Source organism: Paenarthrobacter sp. Y-19 (assembly GCF_029223985.1).
GTDB lineage: Bacteria > Actinomycetota > Actinomycetes > Actinomycetales > Micrococcaceae > Arthrobacter > Arthrobacter nicotinovorans.
On sequence record NZ_CP119414.1, the window covers coordinates 1,857,039 to 1,874,622 of the forward strand.

The window sequence follows — 17,584 nt, forward strand, 5'->3', positions numbered from 1 at the left end:
CCACCGCCCGCAAGGCAAGGCAACAAGAAACCTGCTACCTATACAGAATCCGAGTGGGAAATGAGCATACGAACTATTCCATCTGGACAACTCAACGGCAACGGTCACCGGCCCAAGCTGCGCATTGCGGTGGTCGGCGCCGGTTATTGGGGTCCCAACCTCGCACGGAACCTCAAAGCCAGCCCGGACTGGGATCTCGTAGCGATCTGCGACCTGGACGTTGAGCGCGGCATGAAGCTCGCCGAAGCGGTGGGTGGGGTGGCCGTCGTCGAGTCTTTGGACGAACTGCTGGACGACTACAACCTGGACGCCGTGGCCGTCGCAACCCCGGCGCACACGCACCACGGCGTAGTGATGACGGCCCTGCGTGCGGGCAAGCACGTCCTGGTGGAGAAACCGCTGGCTGACAGCCGCGCCAAGGGACTGGAAATGGTGGACGAAGCCAAAGCCAGGGGACTGGTGCTGATGGCCGACCACACTTACTGCTTTACCCCGGCGGTCCTCAAAATCCAGGAACTGGTGGCCAGCGGCGCCTTGGGCGACATCCTCTATGTTGACTCGGTCCGGATCAACCTCGGGCTCGTCCAACCCGATGTCAACGTGTTCTGGGACTTGGCGCCCCACGACCTCTCCATCCTCGACTTTGTCCTGCCGGGCGGCCTGCACCCCACCGAAATTTCGGCCCACGGCGCGGATCCCCTCGGTACCGGCCGCGACTGCGTCGGGCACTTGACCTTCGGACTGCCCAATGACGCCATGGTCCACATCCACGTCAACTGGCTCAGCCCCACCAAAATCCGGCAGATGATCATCGGAGGGTCAAAGAGGACCCTCGTCTGGGATGACTTGAATCCGCAGCAACGGCTCAGCGTATACGACCGCGGCGTCAGCCTGGAGCAACAACCCCGATCGGCTGCAGACAAGAAAGCTTCGGCCATCTCGTACCGTCTTGGCGACACGTGGTCACCGGCCCTCCAGGAGCGCGAACCCCTGGGACAAGTGGTGGCTGAACTCGCTACCTCCATCCGGAACCACACGATGCCCCGCACCAGCGGCGAATCCGGGCTCAGGGTCTTGTCCGTCCTGGAGGCCGTGACGCAAAGCCTCGGCACGGATGGACGGTCCACCATCGTGGCCGGCAATGAGACGAATCTCCAGGTTGTGCGATGAAAGAGCTCTTGGGCGCCAACGTGCTGGTCACCGGAGGCGCCGGAACCATCGGCTCCACCGTGGTGGACCAACTGCTCGACGCCGGCGCGGCCCACGTCGACGTTTTGGACAACCTGGTGCGCGGCAGACGCGCGAACCTGGACCAGGCCTTGGGCAGCGAGCGCGTCTCCCTGGTCGAAGGCGACCTGCGGGACCGTGACCTCGTCAACGACCTCACCCGCGGCAAAGACCTCGTGTTCCACCAGGCCGCCATCCGCATCACCCAGTGCGCAGAAGAACCACGCCTGGCACTCGAAGTTCTGGTGGACGGCACTTTCAACGTCTACGAAGCAGCCGTGGACCACAAAGTAGGCAAACTCGTCTCCGCGTCAAGCGCGTCCGTGTACGGGATGGCTGAACAGTTTCCCACCAGGGAAAACCATCACCACCACAACAACGAAACCTTCTACGGCGCGGCAAAGTCCTTCAACGAAGGGATGGCCAGGAGCTTCCGGGCCATGTCCGGCCTGGACTACGTCCTGCTGCGCTACTTCAACGTCTACGGACCCCGCATGGACGTCCATGGGCTCTACACCGAAGTCCTCGTGCGCTGGATGGAACGGATCGACGACGGCCAGCCACCCATGATCTTCGGCAGCGGTGACCAAACCATGGACTTCGTCCACACCGACGACGTCGCCCGGGCCAACATCCTGGCAGCTGTCAGCGATGTGCATGAAGGCGTCTACAACGTCGCCAGCGGAACCGAAACCAGCCTGGCTGAGCTGGCGCAGACCCTCCTGAATGTCATGGGTTCAAGCCTGCATCTCGAGCACGGTCCGGAGCGTGCCGTCAACGGCGTGGCCCGGCGCCTGGCGGACACCACCGCAGCACGTAAAGACCTGGGTTTCGAAGCAGCCATTGGACTGGAGGACGGTCTGCGTACTTTGGTCTCATGGTGGCGTCCGCTCCGTGCGGAAATAGCAGCGGCCCGCCTGGTGGCCCACCCCGCCGTCCCCGCAGCAGGTGCGCGATGACCATCTCCGAGACGCGCCTGGCCCGTATCGACGTCATGAAACCCTGGCTTGGCGAAGAGGAAGCCCAAGCAGTGGCCGAAGTGATTGCCTCCGGGTGGGTGGCCCAAGGACCCAAGGTCCGCCAGTTCGAAGAAGCCTTCGCGGCGGAGCAATTGGCAGGTCACGCAGTGGCTACCTCCAGCTGCACTTCAGCCCTGCACCTGGCACTCGCGGTCGCCGGCGTTGGACCGGGTGATGACGTCGTTGTCCCGTCATTTTCCTTCATTGCCACAGCGAACGCGGCTACGTACATGGGAGCACGCCCTGTGTTCGCCGACGTCGACCTCCAGACAGGGTGCGTGACAGCCGAGACCGTGGAAAGAGCCCTGACTCAGGAAACCAAGGCAGTCATCGCCGTGGACCAAGGCGGGGTGCCCGTTGACCTGGATCCCATCAGGGCCTTGTGTGAGCCCCGCGGGATCATCGTGGTGGAAGACGCAGCCTGCGCCATTGGCTCCCGCTACCACGGCCGCCCTGTCGGTGCCGGGGCGGAGGTGGCAGCCTGGTCATTCCACCCGCGCAAGATCCTCACGACGGGAGAGGGCGGCATGCTCTCAACTCCACGGCAGGACTTCGCGGACAGGGCACGACGCCTCCGGGAACATGCCATGAGCGTTTCGGCCTCGGACCGGCACGCCAGCATCCTCGCACCGGCCGAAGAGTACCTCGAAGTCGGGTTCAACTACCGCATGACCGACCTTCAGGCCGCCGTCGGACTCGTCCAACTGGGCCGCCTCCGGGAAGCCGTCCAACGGCGTCGTGAACTGGCCGCAAACTACGCGAACGCGTTTGCCGGCGTCGAAGGCCTCCGCCTGGTCGGCGACCCCGACTACGGGACCGGCAACTTCCAATCCTGCTGGCTGGAAATCGGGCCGACGTTTCCCCTCGGGAGGGACGGACTGATGGGCCACCTTGCACAGGACGGCATTTCAGCCCGGCGGGGCATCATGGCAGCCCACCGCCAACCCGCCTACGCGGGCAAGGACACCGGCGGGGCGTCCCTTGAGGTCACGAACTGGCTGACTGACCACACGCTCATCCTGCCGCTGTACCACCAGCTCGCCCTCCACGACCAGGTCCGGGTCATCGACTCGGTCCTGCGGGCATCGAGGCACCCATAATGAGCGAACTTCTCCTCATCGCTGCCAGCGGCCTTGCCCGTGAGGTACTGGCCATGGTCCGCAGCAGCGGCCCGTTCGACGTCATCGGAATCCTCGACGACGACGAGGACAAGACCGGCCGGGTGGTCGACGGCGCACACGTCCTTGGGCCCATCCGTGACGCCCTGAAGTTCCCCCACGCGTTGCTGCTGGTCTGCATCGGATCAGGAAGCGGCCGCGAGGGTGTGGTGATGCGGCTACGAAGCCTCGGGCTTGACGAAGAACGCTACGCCACAGCCATAGATCCCTCAGTCAACGTTCCGGAGGGGTGCGTGATCGGCCGGGGGAGCATCATCCTGGCCCACGTCAGCATGACGGCGTCAGTGACCATCGGCAATCACGTTGTCGCCATGCCCGGGGTCACCTTCACCCACGACGACGTCATCAGTGACTTCGCCACATTCGCATCAGGCGTTTCCCTGGGCGGCAATGTTCGGGTCGGCCGGGCGGCCTACATCGGCATGAACGCCAGTGTCCGGGAGGGCCGGTCCATCGGGGCCAAAGCGACCATTGGCATGGGAGCGGCCGTCCTGAACGATGTTCCCGACGACGAGACCTGGGCCGGTGTCCCGGCCCGGGTGATCAGGCGCGGCAATACGCCTGCGCTGGAGGGGGCCCAGTGACGCTCAAGAGCCCGGTTACCCAGCGGAAGGGACCAACCCCCACAAGGGCGTTCGTGATCAGCGTCGTCAACGCCTTCATCACCAAGCTGGGGACCATTGGAATCGGTATAGCGTTGGCGCGGCTGCTGGGGCCTGAGGAATTCGGGACCTACGCAGTGGCGTTCATTGCACTCGTCGCCGTCCTGAGCTTCAACGAATTGGGCGTCAGCCTGGCGATCGTACGCTGGCCGGGGGACCCCAAGGAAATAGCCGCCACCGTCACCACCATCTCCGTAGTCTGCAGTGTCCTGTTGTTCGGGCTCTCGTACGCGGTTGCACCCCTCTTCACAGCGGCCATGGGAAACGAAGCAGCAACGGACGTGGTCAGGGCCTTGGCCTTCTGCATCGTGCTCAACGGGCTGGTGGCCACGCCCGCGGCCCTGTTGCAGCGCAACTTCCGCCAGGGACAACGGATGGTCATCGACCAAGTCAATGTGTGGCTCGGGGCGGGCGTTTCGTTGATCCTGGTGATCGCCGGAATGGGAGCCATGAGCCTGGCAGTGGGCCGGGTCCTGGCCAGCCTCGTAGCGGCCGTCCTGTTCCTTGTTTACTCACCCCTGCCGTACCGGTTCGGATTCTCACCGCTGTCCGCGAAACAGCTCCTGGCTTTCGGACTTCCCCTGGCAGGTGCGAGCGCTGTGGTCTTTGCCGTGGGTTACGTCGACCAACTCATCGCTGGGCGGCTGTTTGGCCCGGTGGTCCTCGGCTTCTATGTCATGGCCTTCAACATGGCCGGGTGGCCCTCGAGTTTGTTGTCCCAACCCCTGCGAAGCGTGGCGCCGCCGACCTTCGCCAGGCTCCAGGACCGGCCGGATGACATGAGGGCGGCCTTGCTGGCGATGATCGGAGCAGTGTCGGCCATGGTGTTGCCCGTCTCGGCGGTGATGGTGGGGTGCGCCCTTCCCCTTGTCAAAGTCGTCTACGGTGAAGCCTGGGCCCCGGCGGGCATGGCGCTGATGTGGTTGGCGCCCCTCACGGTCCTCCGGAGCCTCCATGAGCTGCTGTACGACTACCTCGTGGTCCTGGGTTCGTCCCTGTCCATCTTGAATGTGCAGCTCGTGGCTCTGATCGCGCTCGTTCCGGCGCTGCTGGCAGGCGGTGCGCTCGCAGGGATGCCTGGGCTGGCAGCGGCTCCTGTGCTGGTGGCCCTGCTGGTGACCTCGCCGCTGTATCTCCGGGCTCTCCGGAAGGCAGGTGTGCCGCTCCTGGCCGTGGGAAAACGCTTGGGACTTCCCACGGTCATGGCAGCACTGACCGCAGCCGGCTGCTACGCAATCACCCGGTTCCTGGATTCCCCTGTGGTCGCTGTCCTCGTTTCCACGGGACTGGGAGTCGTCGCGATGGCGGCAATCATGGGGCTTCGACGGCAGGACCTGCGGGACGTCCGGATGTGGGGGCGTGGACGGGAGGTGGCCGCGACATGAGGATCCTGATCTACCCGCACGATCTGCGCATGGGCGGCAGCCAATTGAACGCCATCGAACTCGGTGCCGCAATCAGGCAACTGGGCCATGAGGTCATTCTCTTTGGACAGCCCGGGCCCCTCGTCGAAAGGGGAGCAGAGCTTGGGTTGGAGTTTGTCCCCGCGCCTGCACCAGGGAAGCGACCTTCCCCATCGGTCATCAGAACTTTGGTGCGCACCGTCCGCGAGCGCCGGATCGACGTCGTTCACGGCTACGAATGGCCCCCGGCGCTGGAGTGCCTGGCGGCCTCCAGGCTGGTGCCGGACACCACCGCGGTGGCCACGGTGATGTCCATGGCAGTGGCTCCGTTCATCCCCAGGTCCATGCCGCTGATGGTGGGCACTGAACAGATCCGGCAGGGCGAGCTGTCCTCCGGACGCCACCGTGTCCATTTGCTGGAACCGCCCGTGGACATCATGGCCAACCGCGTGGTCGATGACGCGGACCTGGAAGGGTTTCGCGCACGGTGGGGACTGCATGGCGACTTTTTCACGATGGTTTGCGTCTCCCGCTTGGCCAAGGAACTCAAGCTTGAAGGCATCCTGTCGGCGATTGATGCCGCGGGACAACTCGCCCGGGATCTCCCGGTGCATCTGCTGATCACAGGTTCAGGCCCGGCGGAGTCCGTGGTCAGAGCCCAGGCCGAACGCGTCAACGCGGCGACAGGGGAAAACACGGTTATTCTCACCGGTGAACTTGCTGACCCCAGGCCGGCCTACGCTGCTGCCGACGTCGTCCTGGGCATGGGTGGCTCCGCCCTCCGGGGGCTATCGTTCGCCAAACCGCTCGTTGTCCAGGGCGAAGGAGGCTTCTGGGAACTTCTCACTCCAGAGTCCCTGCCGGTGTTCCTTTGGCAGGGCTGGTATGGTTCCGGTCCGGGTTCGACCGGTACCGGGACCGACGCGCTGGTAACCATCTTGAGGGCTCTCCACACGGACGAGCTGCTGAGGAAGTCATTAGGCTCTTTCGGCCGATCGGTGGTGGAAGAGAGGTTTTCACTCACTTCCGCGGCGCAACACCAAACCGAGTTGTACCAGCGCTTCCTGGCCGGTGCTCCCGCGACGCGGTCCCGTTTGTGGGCTGAAACCATCGCCGGGGTGCAGTACTCCTCCTATGTGGTTCGCCGACGTTATCAGCGCCTCCGTGGCCACCAGCCCGCAGAAGACTTCAACGCCCGTCCTGTCGCCGTCCGTGCTGCCGCGGCCGGGCAACTCGTCTCAGGGGAGGCGTGATGGACACGATCATGTACATCTCCGGTGGCCAATGGGATGGCCTGCCCGGAACTGATCGGCTGCTGGCTGAGTCCTTGGCAGAGACAGGCCCGGTCCTCTGGGTTGACCAACCTGCCCCTGTCTTCCGGTTCGCAGATGTCCGGAACCACACGGTGAGGAGTCTTCGCGGGATCCCGGAGACCATGACACCGCACTTGTCGCGCTTGCGGCTTCCTGCTCCGCCGTTCTTCAGCAGCACGCTTGGCCGTCCCCTGACCGAAGCCATTGCACGTCACTGCATGGACAACGCCATGAAGACCGCAGGCGGTCCAGTGTCGGCGGTCGTCAATGCCTCCCCGGTTGTAGCGTTCCCTGACCGTGGCAGCGGCGTGCGGCTGCTGCATCTGACGGATGACTGGCTGGCCGCAGCTGAATTGATCGGATTTCCCTCCGGCTATCTGAGGCGCTCCCTGGAACGCAACATCGGGACGGCCGATGTCATCACCGCTGTCTCAGCAGGCCTGGCCGCCAAGATGTCCCATTTCTCGGGACGGCCCGTGCAGGTTCTTCCCAATGGGTGCCGTCCACCGGCCGGCCCATCCACAGACGAGAACCGGAGGCCGGTCGCGGTCCTGGTGGGACAACTCAACGAACGATTGGACCTTGACGTGCTGGAGTCGTTGGCCGACGCCGGGCTCAGCCTTCTGGTCATTGGTCCGCGGACTGAGTCCAACCCCGTAACCAGGCAGAGGCTGGACGCCTTTCTGGAGCGAAGCAACGTGGATTGGCGTGGACCTCTGGCCCCTGATGACGTACGGCGGTTGCTTCAGACCGCAGCCGTCGGGATCACCCCTTATGCCGACACGGAATTCAATAGATCCAGCTTCCCCCTGAAAACGTTGGAATACCTGTCGTCGGGCTTGCCCGTGGTCGCCACGGACCTGCCTTCCGTTCGATCGCTGCAGTGCAGCGCTTTAGCTGTGGCAAGCAGCCGTGCGGCATTCGTGGATCTGGTCAGGGCTGCCCTGCAGGAGCCTCCGGACCGGGAGCAACGTGAAGAGATGCGGCGCGTCGCGGAGGCGAACTCCTGGGACGTACGGGCCGCCAGTATCAGGGATCTGTGCCGGCAACCGGGAGGCGGGCGCAACACCAAGTTGCGCACCACAGTTCAATCCGTTCGAGGAGCAAGCCATGAACGTTGATAAGCCGGGGAACCCGCCGTCGGGTATTGACCACGTGTTGCTCACTAGGTTCAATCTTCCTTCCCGGGGCTTTGAGAGCCTGGTCCGGGCCCAGGAAGGCTGGCTGAGGGACCGGATTGCTTTGTTCGAGCGCTACTGTCTACCCTCCGTGAAGGCACAGACCAACCGGGACTTCCGGTGGATCATCTACTTTGATCCGGAGAGTCCGGCCTGGCTGCTGGACCGTGTGCTTGGGCTGAACCGTGAAGGGACCTTCGTGCCCCTGTTCAGGACAGAAGTCAGCCCGTCCGAACTGCTTGAGGACATCAGGACAGTCACAGGGGGCGGACGTGGCACACTGCTCACCACCAACCTGGACAACGATGACGGGTTGGCCATCGATTTCGTGGACCGGGTGCAAAAAGCGGCCCACGATGCTGGAAACTCAGCGATCTACCTCGTATCCGGCCTGGTGATGGGAAAGGGTTCTGTTTTCCTAAGGAACGACCCCCATAACGCGTTTTGCTCCGTCAGCGCCCCCTGGTCCGCTCCTGTGACGTGCTGGGCTGCATGGCACAACCGGCTGGGCCAATCCATGAAGGTCACATCGCTGCGCGGTGCACCTGGGTGGTTGCAGCTGGTCCACGATCACAATGTCAGCAACAGAATCCGCGGCCGGCGCGTTTCCCCCAAGCCTTACAGGGCACTTTTCCCGGCCCTTTTGGCGGATGCTCCCATCCCCACTGCAAGTTCCATCATCGTGGATCGGGTCTTTGAGTCTCCCCTCCGGGCGTTACGGGAGCTCGCCCGGAAGGCTGCCAAGGCCGTGACCATCGCGCTGCTTGGAACCCAGGGCATCGATCGCGTCAAGACGCTGCTTGCCAACCGGAGAAGCACAGTGTCCAGGACCTGAGCCGTACGACTGGTCCAAACCCAAAGACACTCAACGAAAGGTAAGAGCAGGACATGCAGGTACAAAAGATACTGAAAAGCCTGATACGCCGATGGTTCATCGTCGTGTTGGGTCTTGCCGTGACCGCAGGCGCCTGCTTCTTCCTCCAGCAGAACGCGCCCGACAACTACAAAGCCCAGGCGAGCCTGGTCCTCCTGCCCTCCACCAAAAGCGTCGGAGAAGCCGGTAATCCATATCTGGGGCTGGGCGGCATGAGCGAGGCCCTGGATATCCTCACCCGCAAGATGTCCTCCGAGGAGTTCAAGGAGACCATCCGTGAACAAAGCGGGGCCAGCACCTTCACAGCTGAAGCCGACAAAGGAACAAGCGGGGCCATCCTCCTCATCACAGCCTCCTCACCCGACTCCGGCCAGGCCCTCAAGATCCTGGATACTGTGATGAACCAGGCACCCGTGGCCCTGACCGAGCTGCAGGACGTCCTCAACGTGCCAACAACTTCCCGCATTTCCACGATGAAACTGCTTGAGGACAGCAAAGCAGTTCCCGAGGTCAAAGCCCGGACGCAACTGCTCCTGGTCACCGCTGCCGGCGGCGTGGCGTTCAGCATCATGCTTACCGTACTCATCGACGGGTTGCTCCTGTCCCGGAAACACCGCAAGAGCACAGAACCCACCGACAAGCCCGCCGGATCCAAACCGCCCACGCCGCCGGCTACCAGGCAAAGGAAACCTTCCTCGACGGAACGGTTTTCAAGCAACCGGCCCACAACGGACGAACCGGCACACCTCGCGGGTGAAACTGCCAGTGTCGTACCCAGTTCCTACAGGCCGGGATAACCATGACCGCAGCCATCCTTCTCCGTATCCTGGGCAGGCGCTGGTACATCGTGGCCATCGGGATAGCCATCGGACTGGCGTCCCTGGGCGCGGTCCGGTCCGCTGAGCCTGTCTACTGGACCAAGGCGGAAGTTACGTTCGTCGCTCCGGACCGAGAACCGGCCTACTGGATACCCGGTGACGACTACGCGTCGCTGGTGGACTTCGCGGCCATGGTGGAGCGACGTGTCAACTACGACTCAGCATCAGTGGATCTCACGCTCTCCAGCGGAACCCTTTATGGTGCCGGGGTCCGGCACGGCTACTCAGTGACCCTGCTCAACAGCGGCGGCCAATGGGCCAAGAGCTTCCGATGGCCGGTCCTATCCGTGCAGGTGGTCGACTCCAGCGCACAAAAGGTGAAGGACGTGCTCCAAAACGTTGTCGACGGCATCAATGACGCTTCCCTGGCGCTCCAGCAGGAGGCAGGTGTCCAGCAAGCCCTCATCACCACCCTCACGTCGCCGTCCAGCCCTGAGATCGTGTTCGGCGGAGGCACCCAACTCAACCGCGTCAAAGGCGCAGTATTCTGGGTTGGCCTAGCCGCCACACTTTCCATCCTGGCCGCAGTCATTGTTGATTCACGGCCCCGTCGCCGCAGGACCCTGCACAAGGGCGGCTCAAGCGTCCAACGTCCCGACATCCCGCACGCAAAGGTGACCTCCCGTGTACCGGGCTAACGGGTTACTACATCGAGACGGCATTCAGGGGGTGGCCCGGAAGTCCGATGCGCCCCTGTTCCTCACCATCTACCTGGTGCTCACATGTGCCCTGCCGTCAAACATGGTGATAGCGTCCCTGGGGTCCATCGGCCGGCCAAGCACGCTCTTCGCCCTCCTGGCCCTCGCATGGTGGATCCTGCACCAGCTGCGCCGCACGACACCATCAATCAGGCGGTGGCATCCCTTGCGGGTGGCACTGGCAGCCTTCCTCCTCGTCGCAGCATCCAGTTACGCCTACGCCATGGTCAGGGGATTGCCGGAAAGCGAAGCCAGCCCCGCAGACGCGGGCCTCCTACGGCTCGCAGGATGGGCCGGGATCCTGCTCATAGCAACTGACGGCCTGACAACCCGCGAAAGCGTCAGGACGCTGCTCCGCAGGATCGCCCTGGCCGGGGGACTGACAGCATTACTGGGCCTGCTCCAGTTCGCCACCGGCTCGTCCCTCATCGAATGGATCAGGATACCGGGCCTCAGCGTCAGCTCGGAGCTGGCAAACATCGATTCCCGGGGAGGCTTTGTCCGCGCGGCCGGCATGTCGTTGCATCCCCTTGAATACGGGGTAGTCCTCTCCACCTCGCTGCCGATAGCCATCACCCTCGCCCTCAACGACACCACCAAGCGCCGGCTGCTGTGGTGGCTCCCCGTTGGCCTGATATCCGTAGCTGCCATGCTCTCCGTCTCCCGGGCCGCACTGATCTGCATGGCATTGGCTTTCCTCATCCTCCTGCCGGTATGGCCCAAACAGCTCCGGCGGAAGGCCGTGATGGTTTCAGCCCTCCTGGTGGCAGTGATCTACGTAGTGACGCCAGGCATGATCGGAACACTCTTGGGCCTTTTCACCATAGGGACCGACGACCCCAGCATCAGTTCAAGAACCAACGGCTACTCCACCGCCTTCGGAATGGCGAGCCAGAACTTGCTGTTGGGCCGTGGCTTCGGCACCTTCCTCCCCGCGTACGTCATCGTTGACAACCAATACCTGGGGCTCCTGGTCGAACTCGGCATAGCAGGCCTGATCGCCTTCCTGCTGCTGGTCTTTGCCGGCATCCTCTGCGCCTGGCAGGCCAGGAAGTCGGCCAGGGACAACGAACTGCGCCAAATGAGCCAGTCAGTCCTTGCAAGCGTCGCCGCAGCCGCATTGGCCTTCGGATTCTTCGACGCCTTCGCCTTCCCCATGGCAGCCAGCCTCCTGTTCCTTATGCTGGGCATCACCGGGGCTCTATGGCGCATATCGCGCAGGGAAGCGACGGAGGCACAGATCCAGGAGAAAGCCGCAACCTCGGGGGACAGCTGAGACAGGGGACAGCTGGGACCGGGGACAGCTGGGACAGGATCAAGGCAGGGCAACCGTCTATCGGCGGCTCTCATCCCGCTCCCACACAGGAGCAGAGATGCCGGAGACCCCGGCACGACGACGACCCGCCACCGCGAACACCGCATAGACGGCCGCATCGAAAGCCGTCCGCGGCCCACGCACCGAGGCAAGCAACTGCCGCACGGTCCGTGACAAGGACGCCCCACCAGTCACCACATCCTGCTCGGCATTTCCCCGATACGTTCGCCGCAGGACAGCCAACAAGGCGCCAGAGGTCCTGGGCGTCCGGACGACCACCGGCTCCGTAGCAAGAACCGCCTTCTCCTGCTCATCAAAGAGCCTGTCCACGAAATAGTCATCACCCGTGAGCGCAGGAAAGACCCCCATACGGAGATGCCCTGAGTGACTCAGGGCATAGGCACCAGCACCCCACAGACCCTGCGCATTGCCCGGGATCCTGCTGCGGGCACGGTAGTAGGCCCGGACAGGCGCAGAAGCGCCCTGTGTGTCGTATCGGAAGGCTGGCCGGGCAGCCAACAAGGTCCCATCCTGCAACGATGCAAATACCTCAGCAAGGGCCGTGGCGCTGACCTCAATGTCCGCGTCCAGATAGAGGCGGGGCCACAACCGGGTGCATTGGTCGCCGGCATTGAGCGCAGCCGTCTTTGACGCCTCCGGCACCTGAAGTACCGAAACCCCCTGCCACTGGGACGCGATCGCCTCCGTCCCATCGCTACAGCCGTTGCAGGCCACCACAACATCCACCGTGCCCCACCCAATGACCTCCCGCAGCGACCCAAGGGTACGCCCGATGACGGCAGCCTCATTATGGGCGGGGATAATCACAGCGCCCGAGGGGAACGCCCCCACCATCAGAGGACCCCGCCAACATTGCGTACGGCATGCGGCAGGCGATCCCAACGCCGTCGGCTGGCCACTGCCCAGGCAGCTTCCAGATGACCCGGCTTTCCCAACCGGGCCACCTCAGCGGCGAGAACGGCACCGCGAAACGCCATGACCCGACCCGGCCCAAGATACTTCTCCGCATAACGGACCCTGTTCACAGACATCAAGGCAGTCAACTGCGGCGAAGCCCCGGACCCACCGCGTTGATGCCACATCCGCGCGGAAGGCTCAAACCAGATGGAATACCCCGCCTCCCGCATACGGTGGCAGTAGTCCGTCTCTTCCGAATACAGGAAAAACCGTTCATCCCAGGCTCCCACGGCCTTAGCCGCACCGGCATCCAGCAAAAGCGCCGCACCCGTTGCCCACTCAACCCGATGCCCGTGCAAATAGCTCTCTTCATCAAAGTCCATCTCGGACAACCACCCCGGGCGTTTCCTCACATGGCTGCCCAGCGCGGCGTCACCCAGCGCTCGCAGGATTCCCGGCTCACGGCGCAGCGAAGGGTAGACGCTCCCGTCGTCGTCCAGCAGGACAGGCACCACCATCCCGGCGCCGGACCGTACCATGCGTCTCCGCATTGCACTGATGGCACCCTCCTCAATCCGGAGATCCGGATTGAGGATGAGGTAGGTGGCCGCTTCTCCGGCTTCTGAAAGTGCGGCGTTGATGCCCCCGGCGTATCCGAGGTTTCCTCCGGTTTTTATGGCAATGACGTCGGGAAATTGTGCCAGCGCCTCAAGCGTGTGGTCGTTGGGGGAGTTGTCGGCCACCACCACCTTGATCGACTGGCCCAAGGCCTCCTTCCGCAGGCCACGGACCAAGGGCCCGATATCGTCCTCGTTGTTGTAAGTGACGACGACGACGGCGACATCGGCTGCAGCCCTGGCAGGGAGGAAAGACCCCGGAGCGCGGCTGGGCGCACGCTCCGGGACATCCCTGGATGGCAAGGACCTGTTGGACGACAGGGATAAGCCGCTGTCCCTGCGCAACCGGACGTAGGCTTCCGGGCCTTCCACGAGGTACCGCCGGGCAAGGCGGCGTGGTTCCAACGCAAGCCGCCAAGCCCACTCAAGGCTGTTGGAACTCACCCATGAAGGGGCCCGCCGGATGTGGCCTGCCAGAAAATCCACCACCGCTCCGAAAGCCAGCAGTACCTTGGCTCCGGTCAGGGCTCCGTACTCTGATATCCAAAGTTCCTGCCGGGGTTTTCCCAAGCCGACGATCAGGATGTCGGGGGCTGTCAACGCGATCATTGCTGCCAGCTCCCGGGAAGCGTAGTCATCGCCAAGAGTGGTCCGTGGCGGTGCCCACCATCCAGTGACCGCAAGCTTTGGCCGTTCCACCTCGAATCTGGCCCGTATCCGTTCCTGGGTCTGAACCGACCCGCCAAGGAACCCGATACTGAGGCCCCTTCGTTCTGCCTCATCCAACAACGGGCCCACGAGATCGCTGCCCGCCAGCCTCGGCCATGTCCGTGCGGTGAGGCGCCGGGCCTCAGTAGCCAGCGGGGCGCCGTCGATAAGCGTCAACCACTCCAGGGACCGGGACCGTTCCAGGGTCTCCTCCCACCGGCTCCCGGAGCCGAAATGACGTATGTGGTCCAAATTGGCTGAGCACACTCCCAGGGGCGGTGCGCCTGTAGCGCCTGCCCTGCCCAGGATCTCCTGAATTGCCGGGTCGAACTCCATGAGCTTTACGGGGACGCCGCCAAGATTGACCCAGCGCTCCGGGGACGTGGCGGCGGGCGTCCCGCCGTCGTCCATCGGCCTCTGAAGCAGGAGGCTGCGGCCACTGAGCCCGCTTGTCAGGGGGCGGTGGCGGACTGCACCGTGGAGGGCATTTCGGGTGGGCAGGACTTTGGGTAGCAGCATTCTTGGCTCCAGGCTCGGGTCAAGCTCAAGGCATAACCATGTAGCCCACGATCCGTGGCTGCTGCACTGCCAGGATCGTGGATGGCGGACAAACGCCGCCACATCGACATGTTCACTTGAGTTGTCTCCCGGCCTCCTGCCAGAGGCTGCCGTAGGGCTACTTTAGGACGATTTTCCGGAGTCCGCCAGAGCCCTGGGCGGCCTTTGCCGGGACAGTACGCGCCTTAAAGCGCGATGCGGTAGACATGGTGCGTGTATTCGTTCGGGAAAGCATCCGTGAATTTCCCGCCCTGGATGTGAATCGACCGGTTCTCGCCCAACACCTCCACGGTGGACCCGGTGATCCCGCCCGGGAGCGTGAAGGTCCTGCTTCCGGTGAGCCCGTCGTCCGTCATCGCGAAAATATAGGCACTTCCGTCCTTGGCTTTGAGCATCGTGTCGGTCCCTTCGCCAAAATCCCAAACGTAGGACTGGGTGTTGATGACAGGCGCCAATGAAGTGATGGCGTGATTCACGACCCCCGCTGCAGCCACTTGGTCCTTCAAGCAGGCAGCGCTGTGTATCCGGGCGTCCTGGAAAGCGTCACCGCTGATGCAATCGTTGACGTTTTGCTGGTCCGGGGACTGGCTGAACCACACGATGCCCCGGGCCTCATGGATGATCGACGCCCACACCTGGGCTTGGACTTGCTCGGGGCCCAACTGCTTGTAACCGCCTGTGGAACCGCCGGTGCTGATCACAGTGGGCAGAGCCCATAGTGGTGCCTGTACGCCCCGCGCGGCATTGATTTCCTGCTCGAGCTGCATGATTTTGCCGTAGCTCGAGGCCGTGCGGCAGTTCACTGGGGCGATGGGATTCTGTTCCTTGGGCGTCCGCCACCTGAGCGTCCCGTCGCCCCAATCGCATTGGGGGACGGCGTAGAAGTACTGGTCCACGGAGTTCACGTTCGCAGTGCTGAAATAGTCCATCGACAACTGCATGGGCACGTCATAGGTGATGATCCCCGAGGTCCAGTTCGCGTAGGTGAACCTGCCCGTGGCTGCGGGATCATGCTGGGCTGCCAACTGCTTCATGTGGGCGAGCCCGGCTACGGGGTCATACCTGCCGTCCACTTCGTCGTCCAGGACGCTCCCCACCTGCCGGTCCCAGCCGGCCGGTGCGTCCTTGGTCGCGAAAAGGGTGAACATGCCATGCGCGGAGATGGCCGCACTGGACGCGTCCGGGTTCCCTTGGACGTAAGTGTTGATGCCCAGCGATTTGTCGTAGGCCAGTTGCGCATCGCTTCCAGGGGACCCGTACCAGATCGCGATGGGAAAGAAGGTCGGATCGCTCCAGCCGGCTGCGGTTGCCTTGGCAAACTGGTTCCAGTACGCCGGTCCGCCTTCCCACGGAATCCTTGGCAGCTCGTGGAGCGCGTCCGCTGCTTCCACGGGGGCTGTCGTGGGGTCCGGCTGCGGAAGGGCAGCTGTCCTGGTTACGGTGCCAGGTATCGTGCTCGCCCAGAACAGCAGGCCAAACGTCAAGGCCATCGTGGTGAAGTAGCGAACCCGCATAGCGTCATCTTCTTCCGCAACCCAATGATGAGTACCTCAAAGGATGGCACCAGCTTCGCGAATCCGTAACCCGCCGTCGTCAATTGCTCCTGGTGCGGGCCGCGTTCAGGAGGGCCTTTGCCGAGTCGTGTGTTGGAGATAATCGGCCAGCCGCTGTGAGGCGTCCGGGGGAGCGAAGCCCACTGCCGAAATTTTGCCGAGGTCCAGGACGCTGTTGGCCGGCCGCGGTGCCATCTCCGGTTTGTTGTACTCGGCTGTGCTGATCGGGCGCACCAGGCGCGGGTCCGCTCCGCACAGCCGGTAGACGTCCGCAGCAACATCTGCCCAGCTCTGATTGCCGCCGCTGTTGCTGAGGTTGTAGGTTCCATACGGGGCCCGGGAGTCGAGCAGGTGCCGGATCCCTGCGGCGAGGTCCTCGGCAAAGCTCAAGCGGCCAAGCTGGTCATCGACCACTCCCGGTGATGCACCTTTTGCAGCAAGGCCGGCCATGGTCCGAACAAAGTTCTTTCCGTCGCCGACCACCCAACTGGTCCTGACGATGTAGTGCCGCGGCACGGTACCCGCGGCGATGTCACCGGCGGCCTTGCTCTGTCCGTACACACCCAAAGGTGAGAAGGGTTCGTCCTCCCGGTGAGGCTTGACGGTCCCGTCAAAGACGTAATCGCTGGATACATGGACCAGGGTTAGAGAATGGTCGACGGCGGTGGCCGCCAACCGGGATACGGCGGCTGCGTTGATTGTCCAGGCAGCTGCACGGCCCTCAGGGCTCTCGCAAGCGTCAACCGCGGTAAATGCCGCGGCGTTGATGATCGTGGAGTAATCGCGCCAGTTCACTGACCGGTAGGAATCCTCGCTGGTGATGTCAAAGTCCCGGCGGCCGGCGAAGTCCACGGTGGTGTCGCCCTCGAATGCTTGCCGGAGCGCAGTGCCCAATTGGCCGCCGGCCCCCAGCACGAGCGTGCGCCGCTTCTCCATCGGACTGACGCCGGCCAGCCGCGGGTGGTTCTTGTCCTGGTCCGAAAGGATGGCCTCGCTGAGGGGTATCGGCCAGGGAACAGCGACCTGTTCGTCGGCAAGATTCAGGAAGGTGTAGTTCTGCTGGGCCTCAGGGCTCCAATGGTCGTTCACGAGATAGGTGTAGGCGGTGTCGGCGTCCAGTGTCTGGAAGGCGTTGCCCACGCCACGGGGCACGAACACGGCTTGGCCAGGCGTCAACTCCGCCGTGAACAGGACACCGAAAGTCGGTCCTTTCCGGAGGTCCACCCAGGCCCCGAAAATACGACCGGAGGCCAAGGAGACGAACTTATCCCACGGCTCGGCATGGATGCCCCGCGTAGTGCCGCGTACGGCGTTGAAGGATATGTTGTTCTGCACCGGCCCGAAGTCCGGCAGTCCGGCAGCCAGCATTTTCCTGCGGTGCCAGTTCTCCTTGAACCAACCGCGGCTGTCGGTATGGACAGGAAGTTCGAAAAGCACCAACCCCGGGATCGGAGTCGGAGTGGAAGCCAGTTCCCGCGGGTCCAC

The 17,584-nt window shown here is 63.6% G+C and carries 15 protein-coding genes; 11 read left to right on the forward strand and 4 right to left on the reverse strand.

The genetic code is table 11. From position 1 onward, the window contains the following. Nucleotides 1-60 precede the first annotated feature (60 nt). The 11 genes from PYR64_RS08590 to PYR64_RS08640 are packed head-to-tail and all read left to right on the forward strand — an operon-like array spanning nucleotide 61 to nucleotide 11,706. The gene (locus PYR64_RS08590; protein ID WP_055975788.1) at nucleotides 61-1,170 is read left to right on the forward strand and encodes a Gfo/Idh/MocA family oxidoreductase; all 1,110 of its coding nucleotides are present in this window, start codon (nucleotides 61-63) and stop codon (nucleotides 1,168-1,170) included. Further along, nucleotides 1,167-2,186, forward strand: coding sequence for an NAD-dependent epimerase/dehydratase family protein (locus PYR64_RS08595; RefSeq protein ID WP_275779427.1), 1,020 nt, complete (start codon nucleotides 1,167-1,169; stop codon nucleotides 2,184-2,186). Before PYR64_RS08590 ends, PYR64_RS08595 begins: the two co-directional genes overlap by 4 nt. Continuing rightward, entirely contained in the window at nucleotides 2,183-3,346 is a 1,164-nt protein-coding gene (locus PYR64_RS08600) for a DegT/DnrJ/EryC1/StrS family aminotransferase (protein WP_275779429.1), read from the forward strand. Before PYR64_RS08595 ends, PYR64_RS08600 begins: the two co-directional genes overlap by 4 nt. Continuing rightward, complete coding sequence (locus PYR64_RS08605; RefSeq protein WP_018777623.1) at nucleotides 3,346-4,008, forward strand: acetyltransferase; 663 nt, start codon at nucleotides 3,346-3,348, stop codon at nucleotides 4,006-4,008. The genes PYR64_RS08600 and PYR64_RS08605 overlap by 1 nt, the downstream gene beginning before the upstream one ends. Beyond that, nucleotides 4,005-5,471 carry an oligosaccharide flippase family protein gene (locus PYR64_RS08610; RefSeq protein ID WP_275779431.1) on the forward strand — a complete coding sequence of 489 codons (1,467 nt, stop codon included), beginning with the start codon at nucleotides 4,005-4,007 and terminating at the stop codon, nucleotides 5,469-5,471. Before PYR64_RS08605 ends, PYR64_RS08610 begins: the two co-directional genes overlap by 4 nt. After that, nucleotides 5,468-6,742 (forward strand): glycosyltransferase, encoded by a 1,275-nt coding sequence (locus PYR64_RS08615; protein WP_275779433.1) that lies wholly within the window; start codon nucleotides 5,468-5,470, stop codon nucleotides 6,740-6,742. Before PYR64_RS08610 ends, PYR64_RS08615 begins: the two co-directional genes overlap by 4 nt. Further along, entirely contained in the window at nucleotides 6,742-7,923 is a 1,182-nt protein-coding gene (locus PYR64_RS08620; protein WP_275779435.1) for a glycosyltransferase, read from the forward strand. The genes PYR64_RS08615 and PYR64_RS08620 overlap by 1 nt, the downstream gene beginning before the upstream one ends. Beyond that, nucleotides 7,913-8,815 (forward strand): glycosyltransferase, encoded by a 903-nt coding sequence (locus PYR64_RS08625; protein WP_275779437.1) that lies wholly within the window; start codon nucleotides 7,913-7,915, stop codon nucleotides 8,813-8,815. Before PYR64_RS08620 ends, PYR64_RS08625 begins: the two co-directional genes overlap by 11 nt. A 53-nt stretch (nucleotides 8,816-8,868) precedes the next feature. Continuing rightward, entirely contained in the window at nucleotides 8,869-9,651 is a 783-nt protein-coding gene (locus PYR64_RS08630; RefSeq protein WP_018777628.1) for a hypothetical protein, read from the forward strand. A 2-nt stretch (nucleotides 9,652-9,653) separates the two neighbouring features. After that, nucleotides 9,654-10,370, forward strand: coding sequence for a hypothetical protein (locus tag PYR64_RS08635; protein ID WP_055975804.1), 717 nt, complete (start codon nucleotides 9,654-9,656; stop codon nucleotides 10,368-10,370). Nucleotides 10,371-10,401: 31 nt separating this feature from the next. Beyond that, on the forward strand, nucleotides 10,402-11,706 hold the full coding sequence (locus tag PYR64_RS08640) for an O-antigen ligase family protein (RefSeq protein ID WP_275779439.1): 1,305 nt from the start codon (nucleotides 10,402-10,404) through the stop codon (nucleotides 11,704-11,706). 57 nt (nucleotides 11,707-11,763) lie between these two features. Here the strand turns inward: PYR64_RS08640 and PYR64_RS08645 are convergent, their stop codons facing one another. The 4 genes from PYR64_RS08645 to PYR64_RS08660 all read right to left on the reverse strand — a co-directional run bounded on the left by PYR64_RS08645 (nucleotide 11,764) and on the right by PYR64_RS08660 (nucleotide 17,584). Further along, entirely contained in the window at nucleotides 11,764-12,600 is an 837-nt protein-coding gene (locus PYR64_RS08645; protein WP_275779441.1) for a glycosyltransferase, read from the reverse strand. Next, a complete protein-coding gene (locus PYR64_RS08650; RefSeq protein WP_275779443.1) occupies nucleotides 12,600-14,507 on the reverse strand; it encodes a WecB/TagA/CpsF family glycosyltransferase in 1,908 nt (635 codons plus the stop codon). The genes PYR64_RS08645 and PYR64_RS08650 overlap by 1 nt, the downstream gene beginning before the upstream one ends. 224 nt (nucleotides 14,508-14,731) lie before the next feature. Beyond that, nucleotides 14,732-16,060 carry a hypothetical protein gene (locus tag PYR64_RS08655; protein WP_055975813.1) on the reverse strand — a complete coding sequence of 443 codons (1,329 nt, stop codon included), beginning with the start codon at nucleotides 16,058-16,060 and terminating at the stop codon, nucleotides 14,732-14,734. Nucleotides 16,061-16,165: 105 nt separating this feature from the next. Beyond that, entirely contained in the window at nucleotides 16,166-17,584 is a 1,419-nt protein-coding gene (locus tag PYR64_RS08660; RefSeq protein ID WP_055975816.1) for a bifunctional dTDP-4-dehydrorhamnose 3,5-epimerase family protein/NAD(P)-dependent oxidoreductase, read from the reverse strand.